This is a genomic window from Streptomyces montanus (assembly GCF_005786655.1).
GTDB lineage: Bacteria > Actinomycetota > Actinomycetes > Streptomycetales > Streptomycetaceae > Streptomyces > Streptomyces sporangiiformans.
The window spans coordinates 26,255-41,219 of record NZ_VBZC01000038.1 but is presented as its reverse complement, the minus strand read 5'-3'; the positions used below and the strand labels follow the sequence as shown (position 1 = coordinate 41,219).

The 14,965-nt window shown below is 68.8% G+C and carries 18 protein-coding genes and 4 pseudogenes; 9 read left to right on the top strand and 13 right to left on the bottom strand.

Features of this window, described 5'->3' with window-relative positions:
- Positions 1 to 77: 77 nt before the first annotated feature.
- The 5 genes from FE633_RS29725 to FE633_RS29705 form a co-directional block, all read right to left on the bottom strand.
- Complete coding sequence (locus FE633_RS29725) at positions 78 to 515, bottom strand: hypothetical protein (RefSeq protein ID WP_246113888.1); 438 nt, start codon at positions 513 to 515, stop codon at positions 78 to 80.
- On the bottom strand, positions 515 to 1,135 hold the full coding sequence (locus FE633_RS29720) for a hypothetical protein (protein ID WP_138048264.1): 621 nt from the start codon (positions 1,133 to 1,135) through the stop codon (positions 515 to 517). Before FE633_RS29720 ends, FE633_RS29725 begins: the two co-directional genes overlap by 1 nt.
- Before the next feature lie 134 nt (positions 1,136 to 1,269).
- The gene (locus tag FE633_RS29715; RefSeq protein WP_138048263.1) at positions 1,270 to 1,443 is read right to left on the bottom strand and encodes a CsbD family protein; all 174 of its coding nucleotides are present in this window, start codon (positions 1,441 to 1,443) and stop codon (positions 1,270 to 1,272) included.
- A 92-nt stretch (positions 1,444 to 1,535) separates the two neighbouring features.
- Entirely contained in the window at positions 1,536 to 1,718 is a 183-nt protein-coding gene (locus FE633_RS29710) for a hydrophobic protein (RefSeq protein WP_138048262.1), read from the bottom strand.
- Positions 1,719 to 1,835: 117 nt separating this feature from the next.
- Positions 1,836 to 2,048: a hypothetical protein gene (locus tag FE633_RS29705; protein WP_138048261.1), complete on the bottom strand. Its 213-nt coding sequence runs from the start codon at positions 2,046 to 2,048 to the stop codon at positions 1,836 to 1,838.
- A gap of 383 nt (positions 2,049 to 2,431) precedes the next feature.
- Here FE633_RS29705 and FE633_RS29700 point away from each other — a divergent pair, with 383 nt between their 5' ends.
- The 8 genes and pseudogenes from FE633_RS29700 to FE633_RS29665 all read left to right on the top strand — a co-directional run bounded on the left by FE633_RS29700 (position 2,432) and on the right by FE633_RS29665 (position 6,845).
- A complete protein-coding gene (locus FE633_RS29700) occupies positions 2,432 to 2,710 on the top strand; it encodes a hypothetical protein (RefSeq protein ID WP_138048260.1) in 279 nt (92 codons plus the stop codon).
- An 82-nt stretch (positions 2,711 to 2,792) separates the two neighbouring features.
- Positions 2,793 to 3,194, top strand: coding sequence for an ANTAR domain-containing protein (locus FE633_RS29695; RefSeq protein ID WP_138048259.1), 402 nt, complete (start codon positions 2,793 to 2,795; stop codon positions 3,192 to 3,194).
- Positions 3,191 to 3,352, top strand: a pseudogene (locus FE633_RS29690) (PRC-barrel domain containing protein); the annotation flags it as partial. The gene FE633_RS29695 and the pseudogene FE633_RS29690, both read left to right, overlap by 4 nt.
- A gap of 48 nt (positions 3,353 to 3,400) precedes the next feature.
- On the top strand, positions 3,401 to 3,760 hold the full coding sequence (locus FE633_RS29685; protein ID WP_138048302.1) for an ANTAR domain-containing protein: 360 nt from the start codon (positions 3,401 to 3,403) through the stop codon (positions 3,758 to 3,760).
- Between the two features lie 313 nt (positions 3,761 to 4,073).
- Positions 4,074 to 4,892 carry a SigB/SigF/SigG family RNA polymerase sigma factor gene (locus FE633_RS29680; RefSeq protein WP_138048258.1) on the top strand — a complete coding sequence of 273 codons (819 nt, stop codon included), beginning with the start codon at positions 4,074 to 4,076 and terminating at the stop codon, positions 4,890 to 4,892.
- A 109-nt stretch (positions 4,893 to 5,001) separates the two neighbouring features.
- Positions 5,002 to 5,061, top strand: a pseudogene (locus FE633_RS49565) (hypothetical protein); the annotation flags it as partial.
- Between the two features lie 166 nt (positions 5,062 to 5,227).
- Positions 5,228 to 5,662, top strand: coding sequence for a hypothetical protein (locus FE633_RS29670; RefSeq protein WP_138048257.1), 435 nt, complete (start codon positions 5,228 to 5,230; stop codon positions 5,660 to 5,662).
- 211 nt (positions 5,663 to 5,873) lie between these two features.
- Positions 5,874 to 6,845, top strand: coding sequence for a YihY/virulence factor BrkB family protein (locus FE633_RS29665; RefSeq protein ID WP_138048256.1), 972 nt, complete (start codon positions 5,874 to 5,876; stop codon positions 6,843 to 6,845).
- 60 nt (positions 6,846 to 6,905) lie between these two features.
- On the opposite strand, the gene FE633_RS29660 is transcribed toward FE633_RS29665, so the two are convergent.
- The 7 genes and pseudogenes from FE633_RS29660 to FE633_RS29625 form a co-directional block, all read right to left on the bottom strand.
- Complete coding sequence (locus FE633_RS29660; RefSeq protein WP_119102852.1) at positions 6,906 to 7,622, bottom strand: GAF and ANTAR domain-containing protein; 717 nt, start codon at positions 7,620 to 7,622, stop codon at positions 6,906 to 6,908.
- 78 nt (positions 7,623 to 7,700) lie between these two features.
- The gene (locus tag FE633_RS29655; RefSeq protein WP_246113887.1) at positions 7,701 to 8,462 is read right to left on the bottom strand and encodes an ANTAR domain-containing protein; all 762 of its coding nucleotides are present in this window, start codon (positions 8,460 to 8,462) and stop codon (positions 7,701 to 7,703) included.
- Positions 8,459 to 9,130, bottom strand: a complete 672-nt coding sequence (locus FE633_RS48740) for a hypothetical protein (RefSeq protein ID WP_246113886.1) — start codon at positions 9,128 to 9,130, stop codon at positions 8,459 to 8,461. Before FE633_RS48740 ends, FE633_RS29655 begins: the two co-directional genes overlap by 4 nt.
- The gene (locus FE633_RS29645; protein WP_138048254.1) at positions 9,127 to 9,552 is read right to left on the bottom strand and encodes an STAS domain-containing protein; all 426 of its coding nucleotides are present in this window, start codon (positions 9,550 to 9,552) and stop codon (positions 9,127 to 9,129) included. Before FE633_RS29645 ends, FE633_RS48740 begins: the two co-directional genes overlap by 4 nt.
- A gap of 959 nt (positions 9,553 to 10,511) precedes the next feature.
- Positions 10,512 to 10,703 (bottom strand): annotated as a pseudogene (locus FE633_RS29635) (CorA family divalent cation transporter); the annotation flags it as partial.
- A gap of 248 nt (positions 10,704 to 10,951) precedes the next feature.
- Positions 10,952 to 11,127, bottom strand: a pseudogene (locus FE633_RS48735) (TerD family protein); the annotation flags it as partial.
- 255 nt (positions 11,128 to 11,382) lie between these two features.
- Positions 11,383 to 12,630, bottom strand: coding sequence for a lactonase family protein (locus tag FE633_RS29625; RefSeq protein ID WP_138048301.1), 1,248 nt, complete (start codon positions 12,628 to 12,630; stop codon positions 11,383 to 11,385).
- Positions 12,631 to 12,809: 179 nt separating this feature from the next.
- Between FE633_RS29625 and FE633_RS29620 the strand changes: the two genes are divergently transcribed.
- A complete protein-coding gene (locus FE633_RS29620) occupies positions 12,810 to 13,469 on the top strand; it encodes a hypothetical protein (protein ID WP_138048253.1) in 660 nt (219 codons plus the stop codon).
- Here the strand turns inward: FE633_RS29620 and FE633_RS29615 are convergent.
- Positions 13,441 to 14,889, bottom strand: a complete 1,449-nt coding sequence (locus tag FE633_RS29615) for a hypothetical protein (RefSeq protein ID WP_138048252.1) — start codon at positions 14,887 to 14,889, stop codon at positions 13,441 to 13,443. The two genes, FE633_RS29620 and FE633_RS29615, sit on opposite strands and share 29 nt — an antisense overlap.
- Positions 14,890 to 14,965 lie beyond the last annotated feature (76 nt).

Genomic DNA, 14,965 nt, shown 5'->3' with positions numbered 1-14,965 from the left:
GCAGCCGCCGCAGTCCGACCGGTGTGGTGTACGCACCGGTCACTGCGGCGGCAGTGGTTTCCGCGGGGAGGACAGTGTTACTGACTGGCAGGCGCCGACATGTGCAGCAGTCGTTCGGTGATCTCCCGGTATTGCCTGAGCGCGAGCCGTAGTTCCTCGGTCTGGGCATCGGTGTCCTGGTCCTGCCAGCTTGCGCGCAGGACGCGGCGCCGTTCGGTGAGGGTGTTGGTGATCTGGGTGGCGATGTCGTCGAAGACGGCGTCGGCCTCCTCCACCGCCTTGTGTGGGCTGTCGACGAAGTTGTTCAGGGCCTGTTGGAGGCGCAGGGTGAGCTCGTCCCGTTCGCCCTGCGGGACCAGTTCCGGGCCCGGCGGGCGATCGGGGCGGTCCGCGGTGGTGTCGCGTTCACGCTGTGCGTCAGCGGATTCGGTGCGGGGTGTCTGCGGGGCGCGCGGGGTCGCGGGATTCGGGCTTCCGGTCTGGGGGTGCAGTGCGTGTTGGGCGTTGTGTGACATCAGGTGCTGCTTCCCTTCGCGTGGCGTCGGTTCAGTGCCCACGGCGCGTGGCCGCGGTCGTCGGGGGTCTGCGGACTGTCCTGGTCCGGGTCGGCCCGTTGTTCGGTGACCAGTGCCTCGAAGAGGCTTCGGGCTTCGACCATGGCCTCCCGCATTTCCTCGGTACCGCTCTGGCCGCGGGCGGCCGTGTGCATGCTGCGGTAGCCGCGGACATGGGCGGCGTGGTGGACGGAGAGGGCGGCGAACTGCTCCTCGAACTGTTCACCGGGGAAGCCCCGGTCCTTCGCCAGGTGTGCAAGGAGTGCCTCCGCCTCGGTGACTGCCTTGTGCGGCGAGTCGACGAACTGCTCCTGAACGCCGGCCCACTGAGTCGTGTACTGCGCGCGGGCCTCGGGTGACAGCGGTTGTTCCGTGAGGGAGCCGTGCTGCTTGACGCGCTCGCCGAGTTCCCGCTCGGCCGCCTTTGTGTCGCCGTCGTGGTCGGCGACGGCACGGTCGTACTCGGGTCCGAAGCGGTGCCTCAGCCCGCGCCCGCCGCCGTCCCGGATGCGGCCACGTCCGACGACGAGGAGGGCGACCGCCACGATGACGATCACGGCGATGATCACGATGGTCAGCATGGCTGCCTTCTCTGGCTCTCGGCTCGTAGGGTGCTCTGCTTCATTACCGTCCCCATCAATTCCTGTCGGCTGACTACGCGTTGGCCTGTCGGGTAGCGTCCGCGCAACGGGGACACCACCTGGGGCGTTCGTGGTCAGCGCCTGAAAGCGTTCTTGGCCTTGTCACCTGACTGCTTCAGATTTCCGGAGACCCGGTCGGTCCTGCCTTCGCGCTGCAGTCGCCTGTTGCGGGTGGTCCGGCCGATACGTTCGGTGACCCGGCCCTTGAATGCCTGGGTCTTGTGCCTGATCGTCCGTCCGACGCTCATGGTTGTCCTCTGCTCGTTCGCTGGATGGGCTCCCGCGCGTGATCGCCGTATCAGGCCGCCGTTCCCGCGGGCGGGAGAGCGCCTGGTGTGGGCTATCCGCGACTGCGGCCGTACCGGCGGCCGCCACCGCCACGCCTGCCACTGCCGCGCCCGCGCATCGCGAAGCCGACGATCCAGACGACCAGGAGTACGGCGGCGACCCACCAAAGGGTCTGCATGGTGAAGCCGAACCCGAACACCACCAGGATCAGCAGAAGGAGAAGAATCCAGAACATCGCCGGGCCTCCAGATCGCGGGAAGTTCCTGAGTTCCGCGGGGTCCGGGCGAAGTGGGAAGGTGGAATGCGTCGCCCGAGTGATCCGGAGTGGCATAGCCCTACGCCGTGCTGCCAGTCAACGCCCGACGACGTCCCTTGTCAACGCAGTGTCGACACGGGGGAGTTCTGCGAGCTGGGCAGGGGCCGCTGGGACAAACGGAGCCTCGGCGGCGGCTTCGAGCGGCTCGGCCGGCGGCGCCGGCAGGACATGGTCCTCCCACCAGGACAGACCCATCACGGTGACGAGCAGGACGAAGGGGGTCGAAGCGGGAACGATCAGTGCGTACATGTGTATCGCCTGTCGGTGGATACGTGCGACATGGCGGGCAGCGGATGGACGGTGCCCGCTTGGGGCGCATCGAGGCTGCGCCGGGATCGCGTAGCGACGGCGAGTGCGGGAGCGGCCCGCTGCGGGCGGGACAGGGTCCGGCACTGATGCGCAAGGTGCGCCCTCGAAGGGGCGCGAGAGGCGTTCGACGCTGCCGGGGGCTCGGGCCGTACCGCACACGCTAGCCCTCGCCGCGCTCCCTGGACAGATGTCAAGTGGCCATCTGGTCCCGGCGGAAGGCGCTGACGTGGGTCGCTATCCGCAATCTCTGGGGAGGGCTACGCTGTTCGTACTGGCCCCGGCCCCCGGCAGTGATGCTTTGTTCGGCTCCGGGGAGGCCCGCCGTGTTCGTTCTGCTTCTCATCCTGATCGTGGTCTTGTTCGGCCTCGGCTTCATCAACGCCATCTGGTGGGTGGCCGCGGCCGTGTTGGTCTTCGGCGCCACCCGGCACGGCCGCGATCGCGGGGGAGGCTGGACCCGTGGCGACGGTTCCGATCTCGGGGACTACCGGGACTACGAGAACCGCCGGGATCGTCAGGACCGCTGGGACCGTCGCTACAGCCGTCGGCACCGGGCGCGCTGGAGGCGCGAGGACCGTCGGGACCATGAACGCCGCGGGTGACCGATGAAGTTGCCCGACGTCCAGAGAATCCGGGGCGCATCAGCCACACCGGACGCACGGTAATCGTGGAGAGGCAGATGCCATGCATCGCACAACCATGCTCCCAGAGAATTGGTGGGATGTGGCGGCTGAGGCCTCGGCGGAGAATGCGACCGGTCAGGATGTCGTCGCACTGCGCGCCGAGAATGATCAGCTACGGCGGGCACTGGCCGGCCGCACGGTCATCGACCAGGCCTGCGGCATGGTGATGGTCCTGGCCCCGTGCCGCCGTGGGCCGGCCGGGAAACTGCTGGTGGATATCTCGCGGCAGTGCAACACCAAACTTCCGGAGGTCGCTGCAGCCATGGTCGCCGCCTGGGAGGGTGAGCCGCTCTCGCGGCTGATGCAGCGGGCGCTGCGGCGTGCCCTGCGGCAGCTTTACGCGGAAGACCGGGGGTGCGACTCTCCACCGGCGGATGAGCCCTCCCGAAGGGGAAGGCCATGATTCACCCAGCCGGCGTCCGGGAATGGGGCAACCGCGATGTCGTCGACACCGAGTCGCACAAGATCCGTGTCCTGGAGACGGTGTATGTGGACACCACCACCGATGAGCGGGCCATGTCCACCGTACGGATCGGACTGCCCACCCGGCACCGTCTGGTCGCCGCTGACCGCCTGCGGACAGGATGTCTGCCCTGTGAGATACGCACCATGCGCCAGCTGACCACGCCCCGCGAAGAACAGCGGCTGTTGACGGCCGTGGCTTCGGCGGAGGAAACGGCACTACTGACAGAGGTCGTCGAACTACGCGCCAGAAACGAGCAGTTGGGCCACGCGCTGGCGAGCCGTGCGGTGATCGACCAGGCGCGCGGCATGGTGATGGCCCTGGCACCGTCTTCCAGCGAGAGGGCCTGGGACGTGCTGGTGGACGTGTCGCAGCACTGCAACATCAAGCTCCGGGACGTGGCTGCGGCCCTGGTCGCCACGACGAAGGACGAGACGCTCCCGGAACCGATACAGCGGGAGCTTCGCCGGGCACTGCGGCGCCTCCATCTGGCAGACCGGCGGTGACGACATGCGCGTCCAGCGGACGGCACCGGACGCTGTGGGTTCAACTCTCCGGTGCCTTCGCCCAGAGCAACCGTCGCAGCCCTGGGCCGAGTCCGCTACCGCGCCCTCCACGTTTCTGTGCCCGCGCGGTCCCCGACGGATTGCCGCAGATGGGCTGCAGAGACCCTGTTTCAAAGGGGCTTGTCCGGGAAGGCGTCCAGTGTGCTTCAGACCGGAGGCACGCCCGTGGGAGCAGCTGTCGCTGCTCCCCATCGCGCTGCGGTCTGCCGGCTCCCACGGTGAGCGACGCCACCGATCAGGGAGACACGCGCCCATGCCGAACGCACGCACACGGAGCCCACGAAGCGCACGTCCCTACGACGACGCACCGGACACCGACGTCGCCTTCCGCTGTATCGCCGCCCTGCCGGACGGCCCTGAGAGGTCTGCGCTGCGGCAGGAGGTGGTGTGCGCCTGGATGCCGATGGCCGTACGCCTCGCTGGGCGATTCCGTCATCGCGGCGAGACCTTCGAGGACCTCAAGCAGGTCGCCCAACTGGGCCTGGTCAAGGCGGTAGCCCGCTTCGACCCCAGTCGCGGAACCGCCTTTCCGAGCTTTGCCATACCGACGATCCTCGGCGAGGTGAAGCGGCACTTCCGTGACGAACTCTGGGTCGTGCATGTGCCGCGGCGTGTACAGGAGCTGCGCGGCCGGGTCCGCTCCGTCGGCAATGAGTGCGCTTCGCGCAACGGCCACGAACCCTCCGTCCATGAGATCGCCGCACTCACTGGCCTGACCGAGGCCGAGGTACGGCTGGGCCAGGGGGCGCTGGAGAGCTTCACCGCCGTGTCCATGGACGCCCTGCCCGGCCACTCCGCGGACAGCCACCCACTGACCGACACCCTCGGTGGCATGGAGCCCGGCTTCGACCGGGTCGTCAACCGCGAGGCGCTCCGCCCTCTGCTGCAAGCACTGCCCGAACGCGAACGCCAGATCCTCTACATGAGGTTCTTCTGCGAGATGACTCAGCACCGCATCGCCCTACAACTCGGCATCTCCCAGATGCACGTCTCCCGTCTGATCACCCGCACCTGCGCACGCCTGCACGACCAGGTCATGGCCGACACCCACGATCTGAGGAGGGCAGCGTGACGACGTCCCGGGTGCACGGGCGGCGCCGGGCCGCCAGGCCCAACACCCGTCGCTCCGCTGAGAGGCAGACACTGACTGCCGCCGGCCGGGCAGGCTTTGCCGCACACGAGTGGTGTACGTCCTGATCGGTGTACTGGCCGTCCGGATCGCCCTCGGCAGCGGCGGAGAGTCGGCGGACCGCCAGGGTGCGCTGGCCCAGGTCGCGGCGCAGCCCTTCGGGAAGTCCTCAGGTCTCGCCATTACCTCATCCTCAAGGAAGACGCAACCCATGGCGGTGGCGTGCCGGGCAGAACGGCTCTACCGTGGGGGCAGGAAGCAGATCCCAGGAGCACGTCATGATCATCCTCGGACTTGTCATTCTCGTCGCCGCGGTAGTCATCGGCGTCGCCGGCGTTCTTTCCAACAGTGGCAGCGCCCACGAGTTCACCGGCGGATTCTCCGTCTTCGGAGTCGACGTCACCGGCTCCACCGGCACCCTCTTCCTCTACGGACTCGTCGTCGGGGCGGCGGCTCTGCTCGGGCTGAGCCTCCTCCTGACCGGCGCGCGCCGCACCGCTCGTCGCGGCAGCACCGCACGTCGCGGGCTCAAGCAGTCTCGCCGCGAGACAGCCGCAGCCGAACAGGAACGGGACGTTCTGATCAACGAACGCGACTCCGCCCGCGCGCAGACGGCGCAGACGGAGAGGGATGACGAAGACCCTGCCGGCCTGGTCGATCGCCCCCGTCACAAGGACCACTGGTTCCGCCACCGGCACCGGGCCGCTCACTGACGATCCAGGTCGGCCGCCTGACGACCTGCCGCGCGCCCCACAGACGGCGTCGCCGCACCGGACGACCTCGCGCCGCAGCGGTCGTCATCGGCTTGCTCCGGCGCAGACCTCGGCGATCGTCGCACGGCTCTCAAATGCCGGAAGGCGGTGCGGGTTTCCCCGCCGGATGACTCTCTCCTCGGCCGTGGGGTACAGGGAGTGGGTGTTGCTCATGGAATGGCCGAGACGGCTGCCTGTGATCGGAAAGCTGCTGCGGACGCACGCTTGGCAGGCGTTCGAGCGGCTGGATGCCGTCCACTGGGCCAGGCTCGCCGCGGCCGTCACCTTCACCAGTTTCGTCGCCCTCTTTCCGCTGATCACCGTGAGCGCGGCGATCGGTGCCGAGCTGCTGAGCGAGGAGCAGCTGGGGAAACTCCAGGACAAGATCGCCGCCCAGGCGCCAGGCCTCTCCGACCTCCTGGACCTGGACGGTTTCGTCGAGCATGCCGGGTCCGTCGGGCTGATCGCGGGCGCGCTGCTGCTCGTGATCGGCGTCAACTGGGTCGGCGCTCTGCGCGGGTGCCTGCGCGCGGTGTGGGAGAAGGAGCAGGACCCGGGCAATCCGTTCCTGCTCAAGCTCAAGGACTCCGTGGTGCTGGTCGGGCTCGGCGCGGTCGGGCTGGTCGCGATCGGTAGTTCGGTGTTCGCCAGCAGTGCCGTCGGCTGGGCCGCCGACAAGGCCGACATCGAGGGCGGGGCGGGACGCGCTCTGCTGTTCTTCACCGGCCTGGCCATCGCCCTGGTCGTCGACTTTCTCCTGCTGGCCTACCTGCTCACCCGGCTGCCGCGGGTGCATCCCGGCCGACGTGCGGTCGTGGTCGCCGGGCTGATCGGTGCGGTGGGCTTCGAACTGCTCAAGTGGTTGCTGACCGGCTACCTCCAGGGCGTTGCGGCGAAGAGCATGTACGGCGCCTTCGCCGTGCCGGTCGCGGTCGTGCTGTGGATCAACCTCATGGCGAGGCTGCTGCTGTACTGCGCCGCCTGGACAGCGACAGCAGCGGGGACGGCGGTGCAGTCCGGCGAGACAGCCGAGGGCGAGAGCCCGGAGCCTGGGATCAGCCCCGCAGCCGACGCCCCACCACAGCGTGCGCCAGTCGGCAGCCGCGCACCAGCAGCACCGCGCCTCCATAAGCGCGGCCCGTGATCCGAGCGTGATTCCTCGTGCTTGGGCAGCTGCGTACGGGTCACCGCTTTGGCGACGGAGTCAGGCCACCAGGCCGGGGAGGGGTTCGGAGCCGTCGATCAAGGCGCGGGCGACGTCGGACAGGCGTCGGTTGTGGGCGCGGGCGTAGCCGCGCAGTGCGGTGAAGGCCTGCTCCATGTCGATGTTCTGGCGTTCGGCGAGTTTCCCCTTGGCCTGCTCGATCAGTACCCGGCTGTTGAGTGCGGTCTGCAGCTGTTCGTTGAGGACGGTGCTGCGGTGGGTGGTGCGTTGTTGCAGGAGGCTGATGGTGGCGACGTCGGCGAGGGCCTGGGCGATGAGGGTGGCGGCCGGGTCGAAGGGGCCGGGGGCGGCGCGGAAGAGGTTCAGGGCGCCGACGACCTCGTCGCGCAGACGCATGGGCAGGGCCTGGACCGCGCCGAAGCCGCTGCGGTGGGCTGCCGTGACGAAGCGCGGCCAGCGGTCGACCTCGCGGGTCAGGTCGGGGACGATCACCGGTGTGCCGGTGCGGAAGCACTCCAGGCAGGGGCCTTCGTCGTTCTGGAGCTGGAAGAGCTCCAGCAGGCGTACCTGTTCGTCGGAGGCGGCCATGACGCGGAGTTCGCCGTCGCGGTCCGCGAGCAGCACCCCGGCCGCACTGGCGCCGAGCATGCCCACGCAGCGGTCGGTGAGCAGGCGCAGGAAGTCGATGAGGTCGAAGTCGGCGACCAGGTTGTCCGCCAGCTCGACGAAGGTCTTGGCCAGGAGCTGCTGATTCATCGTGACACCCTCGCTTGAGACGGGTCCCGCCGGGAGGGGGCGGGAAGTGCAGTACGTTCGTCGGTCGGCACCGGTGCGTCAGGTTTCCTCGTCGGTTGGTCTCGGTTCCGCGTCGGGGGAGAAGCGGAGCCGGTGGGCCACCACGTCGGCGGCCACCTCGGCGAGTCGGCGTCCCTGCGTATAGGCGTAAGCACGGAGCCGGACGAAGGCTTCGTCGATGCCGACGCCGAGCTGGACGGTGAGGATGCCGGTGGCCTGGTCGATCTCCGGCCGGTATCCGCCCAGGTCCTCGAAGCCGCGGTCCGGTAACGGTCCGCCGGTCGGCGCGCCCGTCTCGTCGATCCGAGTATCGAGCAGGAGCAGCGTCGCGAGATCGGCGAACGCCAGCGCGTCGGCCAACTCCTCGGCGTCCAGCATCGTCGGCACGTCGGCGTACAGGTCCAGGACTCCCGGGCTGATCGCCCCTATCTGCAGGGGGAGCGCGAACACCGCGCGTGCCCCGGCTTCCAGCGCCGCATCGGCGAACACGGGCCAGCGGTCCTGCGTTGCGCCGGTCAGCAGATCGGGTGTCAGGATGGCGGAACCCTGTGTGAAGGCGTCCACGCAGGGTCCCTCGCCCAGGGTGAGCTGGAGCTCCTCCAGCTGCTCGCTGATGTCGTCGGTGCTGCACAGCGGATGGCTCGTCGTGGTCCGGGACATCGCCGACAGCCCTGCCCCGCCGACCGGCAGCGCGGCCACGGCCGCGGTGCACACATCCACCACGCCGACCCGGGCGCCGCGTCGGGCCGCCTGCTCGACGACCAGCGCCTGGATACGAGCCGAGCGGCTGTCGGACCTCACCCGGGCCACCGGGTCCAGGCATCGGGCGCCAGGCCCTCCAGCCTCTCCGCGGTACGTTCCCCGACGGGAAGGACCAGCACCCGGAGCAGCGTGGCGCTGATCGGCCTCCAGATCTCTCCCGCGTCCAGCCATCCCCAGGAGCGGAGCGCAGTGAGCGTTGGGCGATCGGCCCGGTCCACCAGGGTGGCACCGAGAGACGCCTGGTGATCCGTCAGCAGCCGCTCCTGCAACCGGCGGGCCACGTCCTGGTCCTGCGGGTGCGGGCGGACCAGGATGTCGATGATCGCGAAGACGCCGCCCGACTCGGTGAGTTGCTTGATGCTGTGCGGCAGTGCTCCGTCGAACCCGAGCCACCAATAGCCGTCGCTGCGCACCGGGAAACCGAAGGCGCATCCCACCAGGTGGTCCGTCTCCGCGATCACCATGGCGAACCCCGGCCGACGGATGTCGGCGGTGAGACGGTTCAGAAAGTGCCGGCGGCTGGGACGGCGGTACGCCTCACGGGGTGACGTCTCGCGGGAGTCCACGTACAGATCCGCGAGCCCCCCGCTCACGCCCTGCGCCTGCCAGCGGTTCACCTGACGCAACCGCACCGCGTCCGCGTCCGCGTCGGACGGTTCGCCACCACGGGGCTTGTACGGCTGCCCCTGCCCGGACCGGGCCGTCACCGCGCATCGCCCGAGAGGACAGAGGCAAGCGGAACGGTCCGGCGCGGCGGGGCTTGGGCGGCCGGGGCTGGTACACCCCCGAGAGGATGCGTCAGTTTCCCGAACGGAACGCCAAGCAGCAGGAACCCGGAACCGGTGAGGTCGAGCAATGGGCCCAGTGTCGGTGGTGGGTGGTGCAGACGCAGAGTCCCGCCGGCCTCCGTGGTCTTCTGCGCGGCGTCCAGGAAGGCGTTGAGGCCGCTGCAGTCGCAGAAGGTGACGGGGGTGAGGTCGACGTCGATGGCACGGAAGCCGTCGCTCAGACACCGCGCCAGTGCCGCGCGCACCAGCGGCGCCGATTCCAGGTCGATCTCACCGGCCAGGGTGATCAGTGCCCGGTGCCTTCGACCATGGCGGTAGACGTTGAGCTGCGGTACGGGCATGAAGCCTCGGTTCAGAAGACCATCCGGCAGCGCACGCGGTGACGCCGGGATTCCCGGCCCCCTTGGCGCGCTGCGGGCAGGGGCGTACGTTCGGCGGAGGTGGAGCAACGGCAGGTCCGGCAGCCTGTGCGACAGGACAGAGGACCCACCCAGTTCCCTCCAGGGATGCGCCGGGTGACGGACGAAAGATCCGCTCCCCGTAGCCATTTGTGTCGAGCAACGACGAGCCGCCGGGGTCTGGGACGTCCGTACAGCAGCATAGTCCCTTCCCTAGTCCGGCGGACGGCCGGAAGCCGCCCATTCCCAGATTGTGGACAGTGCCACAACGCAGGTGGCGCGCACATATCCGGTGCCCTGCACGGTACTTGGGGGCAGGCAGCGCGAAGGCGGCGGCCAACAGCCGCTCAGGAATGGCAGTCCGTCGACTGCCCGAGGAGGTGGCTTCGCATGACGGAGCCGAACAGTTCAACCCTGTAGAAGCTCGATCCCGACGAGCCGAGCACTGAACTGGACAATGCTGCAAGTCGCACGGCCCGGACCTCAGGAACCGGTGGAGACCGCGGCCGGACGACCTTCACGGACGAGAAGATCGCCGGGAGGGCCGCACGGGAAGTCCCCGGAATCAACGCAGGGGGCGGCGGATTCACTCGCCTTCGGGGCCGGCTTCAACTGCTATGTCACTGTCTGTGATGCGCCGCAGGGTCTGTGGGCTCTGTAGGGGGCGCCGAGCGGGAAACCAGGCGTGCTCGATGCCGCAGGCGCATGGTGTGGGCTGCAGTTCGTTCCTCCCCGGATTCTCCCCAGCGTTCACGGTCGCCCAAAAGACCTGGTCAGGGGCGTTGTTGGCGGCAGGACGAGGAGATCACCCGCATCACTTCTCCCCAGGGCTTGTCACAGCTCTGTTTTCGCGCGATGCGAGAGCGAACAGTCCGAGTGGCTTGAGGGGTGATTGCCGGACCCTAGAGCGAGTCCCGCCGCTTGAAAATCACGTACAGACTGACGCAAACCACCCCCATCAAGCCGATCGCGAAGGGGTATCCGAAGCTCCAGCCCAACTCAGGCATGTCCTCGAAGTTCATGCCGTAAATCGTTCCCACGAGTGTGGGAGCAAAGAGAATCGCCGCCCAGGCCGAGATCTTCTTGAAGTTGTCTGCCGGGTGGCCGTGACCTGCGGCAACGCGATCGATCTTGTCTCTGACCTGCGCGGAACTTTCTTTCACGGTCTTTCAGGCTCGTACCCGGTTACGCAGTCGATTCTCCCCACGCGCTCCCCAGGGACATCCATGCTCCCCAGATTCTCCCCACAGAGCGGGCCCCTTCTGCGGGATGGCGGGATGCGTTGGCGAACGTCTTACAATCCGCGCTCGTCAGTATGGAACGTGGGGGCGCGAGGTGGGTTGGTGCCGTCCGGTGAGCGGCTGCCGAAGTGGACGACATACACGGGCGTCCGTAGGGAGCATCCGTTGAGTAGGTCGTGGCGATGATGTCGAGATGGTGAGGTGGCTGATTCCAAGGACCCGGGTCCCACTTGAGCCGTACCTCGGCCTTCCCAACTCCCCGGCTGTCGCTGCTCACCGGATTGCTGCCTCTCCCGTATCGAACCATCACGGCATGGTCCCCGCATGGTCAAGCATGGCTCTCGGTCATCCTGTTGAAGCCTCGTGCGAAGCTCGCCTTTGGGCTCCCGGCTTTCGGCGGGCCCGGGGCCCTGACCTTAGCGCCGGGGGCTTCGGTCAGTGGAAGGTGACCGTTCGACCTGGAGGATTCCTCCAGACCGCTGCGCAAGTCCTCTGTGTCCCAAGAGGGCTCTCTGCGACGGTCGTGTCCGTGTCAGACGGCGGCGATGCCCTCCATTCCGGACTCGTCGAAGGCGGGCAGGCCCTCAGCCGTCGTGACCTTGGTGAGCGCGCCGTTGGCTTCGACGCGGAAGCCGTCGACGGTGCCGGAGACGGCGTTCTGAACGTAGACGAATTTCTCGTCCTCGGTCACGGCGAGGTCGATCACGCCCTGCGAGTTGGCTGAGGGCGGGGTGGCGATGCCCACCTCGTTGGTCAGGGAGAGTCGGCCGCCCTTGTCCATGCGGTACCCGGTGACGGTGGAGTTGCCGGTGTTGCCGCCGTAGAAGTAGTTGCCCGCGCGCTCCAGCCAGCACAGGGTCTCCTGGCCGTTGGCCAGCGGCTCCTGAAGGACCTTCAGCCGGCCGTCGCGCTTCACCTGGTACGTGGTGACGGTGGACTTCTCGGCCTCGGCGACCACCATGCGCTTCCCCGTCTTGTCGAAGCTGATCGCGAAGGGCACGCCTCCCGCGGACTCGTTGAGGACCGGTTCGGCGACGGCCGGGAGGCCGTTTCGTTTCATGGGGAAGACCTCGACGGTGTTGTTGGACTTGGTGGTGACGACCAGGTTGCGGCCGTCCGGGGTGAACTCGACCTCGCCGGGCGAGCTGGAGAACAGGGGGAGGTCCTCGTTGTCCAGGCCCAGGGAACGGTGGGACCCCTTCAGCGGCTTCAGTCCCTTGCTGGTGATCTTGAAGCCCTGGATGCTGCCCTCGCCGCCCGCGTTCATGACGTACGCGATTGCGCCGTGCACCGCGACACTGGCGGGGAACTCGCCGCCGGAGTCCACGACGCGCCGGTCCTTCAGCTGCTGTCCCTCGACGCGGAAGGAGGTCACCGTGCCGCTGCCCGCGTTGACGGCCAGCAGCATGCCTGAAACGTCGTCGTAGACGAGCGAGCCCTGGGAGGCGAGTGAGTCAGTGGGTGCGTCGACCTGGTCACCGCCCTTGCCGCCGGTCGCGTAGGTCCCCGAGGGACTCAGCGTGCCGTCGTCGCCCCGCGCGAAGGCATGGATGGTGTTGCCGCTCAGCTCGTTGCCCTGAACGAAGACGGCATGGTCGGCCCCGGCAGTGCTCCGGGAGTCCTGGCTGGCCGAGGCCACGGTCACGGCCACGGTGACCGCCGCCGCGGAGGCGAGAGCCCCGCCGCCGATGACGATGCGCCGTGTCCTGGACTTCGCCCGGTGGCCACTGGGCGTGCCGGCGGGTCGGCTCGTGCGGGGGTCCCTGTGGCTGCTGTTCATGTTCACGTCCCGTTCCTCTGTGTCAGCGGGGTGCCGTCCACGGCTGTGGACGGCACCAGAGTGGCCAGAGGAAGCGGTGTGCCGATGTGGAATGACGGTCGCGTCAGACTTTCGTAAAGCGTCTTACGGAACCCTTACGCGGCCTCATCGGGCGACCTCACGCGCCTACGCTCGCAGGCGTGTTGACCATTCGAAGCATCGCCCTCGTCACCGCCGCTCCACTCGTGCTGGCTGCGGCGGGCATCGCGCATCCGCATGGGCTCTCCAGATCGACGGCTGCGGACTGGGCGCAGTTGCACATCGCGCTACTGCCGGTCTTTCCCCTGCTCACGGTCGGTCTCCTGGTCCCTCTGTGGCATCGGCCCCGACTTGGCCTGGCGGGCTTCGCCACCGTGGCGGCCTGGGCGGGTGCCTTCGTCTACGCGGCCTTCTACACCGGTCTCGACGCGGTCGCCGGTATCGCGGCCGGAACCGCGGTCGAGCACGTCGACGAGACAGCGAGCCTTGGGCCGGTCAAGCGCCCGCTCTACGACGCGGGTGAGGCGCTCGGGCAGGCCGGTGCCTACGCCCTCATCGGCGCCATCGTGGCCACGGCGGTCGCGCTGTTCCCGAAGTACGGCACCCGAATCCTTCCCGGCACGATGGTGCTCCTCGCGGCCGGCTGGTCCTTCGTCGACAGCCACATCTTCTGGCCACGCGGCGTATGGACGATGCTCGGCTTCGCTTTCGGCTTCGCGCTGCTCGCCTGGGGGACCGGGAGGAGTGGCCCCACCGGCGAGGCCGGCATGTTTCCCCGCCGCCGGGCGGGCGTCACCAGCCGGTCAGCAGCAGGTGATTGAGAAACAGGGCGAGTGCGGCCTGGGCAGCGAGCCAGGCACGGGGTCGGGTCAGGAACGCGCCTGCGGCCAGTAGCCAGGTGGCGAACGGCAGCCAGATGCGCTCGGTCTCCGCCTTGCTCATCCCGGACAGATCGGCGATGAGCAGAGCGGCGAACGCGGCGGCGACGAGCAGGGCGAGGCGGAGGTCAGGGGAGGCGTCGGGCCCTCCCGCCAGGGGCACGACACGCCGGCGGAGGGCAGAGACGACACCTACGGAAGCGCCGTGGTGGTCGGGTGTCCGGACGTGTGGGGGAGCGTCGGGGGAAGAACGTGCCCTGAGCCATGGCGGGGTCTCAAGGAGCGTGGCGCCAGTTCGCCGCAGGCCCGCCACTGTCGCCGGGCCCACGATCAGGACCGTGCAGGCGAGGTTGGCCCACACCCAGTAGCCGTAGGGCCGGATGCCGCCGGCCCCTTGGAAGTAGCGCTCGACCAGGAGGTGGTACGCCTCCCACCAGTTGAAGCCCGCGAGGGTGAACACGAGCGGGACGACGGTGACTCCGGCGAGGGCGTAGGGCAGGGGCCGGGTTCGTCGCGGGCCGCCGAGCAGCAGGACGGCGCCCGCGATCACGGCGAAGAGGGTGAGTCCGTAGGAGAGGTAGCAGGTGAGGCCGAAGAGGAGCCCGGCGGCGAAACCGGTGAGCTGCGGTCGGTATCCGGTGACCGCGAGGGCGAGGAAGGCGATCGTCCAAGCGGCGACCGCCGCGAAGTACCCGTCCGCGGACGTCCCCATCCACACCGCGGCCGGAGCCATCACCAGGAACGGCGCCGCCCGCCGCGCGAGCGCCTCGTCCGCGAGCGCCCGCACGGCGACCAGTACCGCCACGCATGCCGACGCACCGACGGTGATGCACCAGACTCCGGCCCAGCCCCCGCCGCCGAGTCCGACCCGGTCTAGCAGGACGAACGTGACCGTTGCCGCCGGAGGGTGGCCCGCCACATGTGGGGGCCAGTGGTCGGGGGAGTGGAGCAGGATGTGACCGGTGAAGTCCCGCAGTGTCGCGGGAATGTCCTGGAAGCGGTCGATGACCTGCAGGTACTCGTACCTGGTCGTGAGCCGCACCGCGATCCCGCGCTGCCAGCCGTCGATCAGCGCCAGTGACCACGTCCACGCCATCGCCGCACCCCAGGCCGCGCCGAGCAACGCGCGCCACGGCAGCCGGGCGGCCACGCGCGGGCCGTACGCCACGACGGCGACCGCGACGACCAGTGCAGCCGGGGTGCCGGGGCCGATGTGGGGGCCCCAGTTGGCGTACAGGGGCGGCCAGCCCACGTGCAGGTTGTCGTAGGTGAAGTGAAGGTGTCGACCGACCAGGACGGCCGCGACGACGAGGAGGACGGCGGCCAGGACAGCGGCCAGGTCGCGGAACGAGGTGCGGATCACACACGGAACGCTAGGGCGGAAGGGGTCGAACAGGGTCGCCCGCGGTGCTGACGTCAGAATTTCGTCATGGGTTGCA

Bases quoted from the DNA above. Each gene is read 5' to 3' on its own strand.
- FE633_RS29725 (WP_246113888.1), bottom strand. From the start codon at position 515: ATGTCACACAACGCCCAACACGCACTGCACCCCCAGACCGGAAGCCCG.
- FE633_RS29720 (WP_138048264.1), bottom strand. From the start codon at position 1,135: ATGCTGACCATCGTGATCATCGCCGTGATCGTCATCGTGGCGGTCGCC.
- FE633_RS29715 (WP_138048263.1), bottom strand. From the start codon at position 1,443: ATGAGCGTCGGACGGACGATCAGGCACAAGACCCAGGCATTCAAGGGC.
- FE633_RS29710 (WP_138048262.1), bottom strand. From the start codon at position 1,718: ATGTTCTGGATTCTTCTCCTTCTGCTGATCCTGGTGGTGTTCGGGTTC.
- FE633_RS29705 (WP_138048261.1), bottom strand. From the start codon at position 2,048: ATGTACGCACTGATCGTTCCCGCTTCGACCCCCTTCGTCCTGCTCGTC.
- FE633_RS29695 (WP_138048259.1), top strand. From the start codon at position 2,793: ATGCATCGCACAACCATGCTCCCAGAGAATTGGTGGGATGTGGCGGCT.
- FE633_RS29685 (WP_138048302.1), top strand. From the start codon at position 3,401: ATGCGCCAGCTGACCACGCCCCGCGAAGAACAGCGGCTGTTGACGGCC.
- FE633_RS29680 (WP_138048258.1), top strand. From the start codon at position 4,074: ATGCCGAACGCACGCACACGGAGCCCACGAAGCGCACGTCCCTACGAC.
- FE633_RS29670 (WP_138048257.1), top strand. From the start codon at position 5,228: ATGATCATCCTCGGACTTGTCATTCTCGTCGCCGCGGTAGTCATCGGC.
- FE633_RS29665 (WP_138048256.1), top strand. From the start codon at position 5,874: ATGGAATGGCCGAGACGGCTGCCTGTGATCGGAAAGCTGCTGCGGACG.
- FE633_RS29660 (WP_119102852.1), bottom strand. From the start codon at position 7,622: ATGAATCAGCAGCTCCTGGCCAAGACCTTCGTCGAGCTGGCGGACAAC.
- FE633_RS29645 (WP_138048254.1), bottom strand. From the start codon at position 9,552: ATGCCCGTACCGCAGCTCAACGTCTACCGCCATGGTCGAAGGCACCGG.
- FE633_RS29625 (WP_138048301.1), bottom strand. From the start codon at position 12,630: ATGAACAGCAGCCACAGGGACCCCCGCACGAGCCGACCCGCCGGCACG.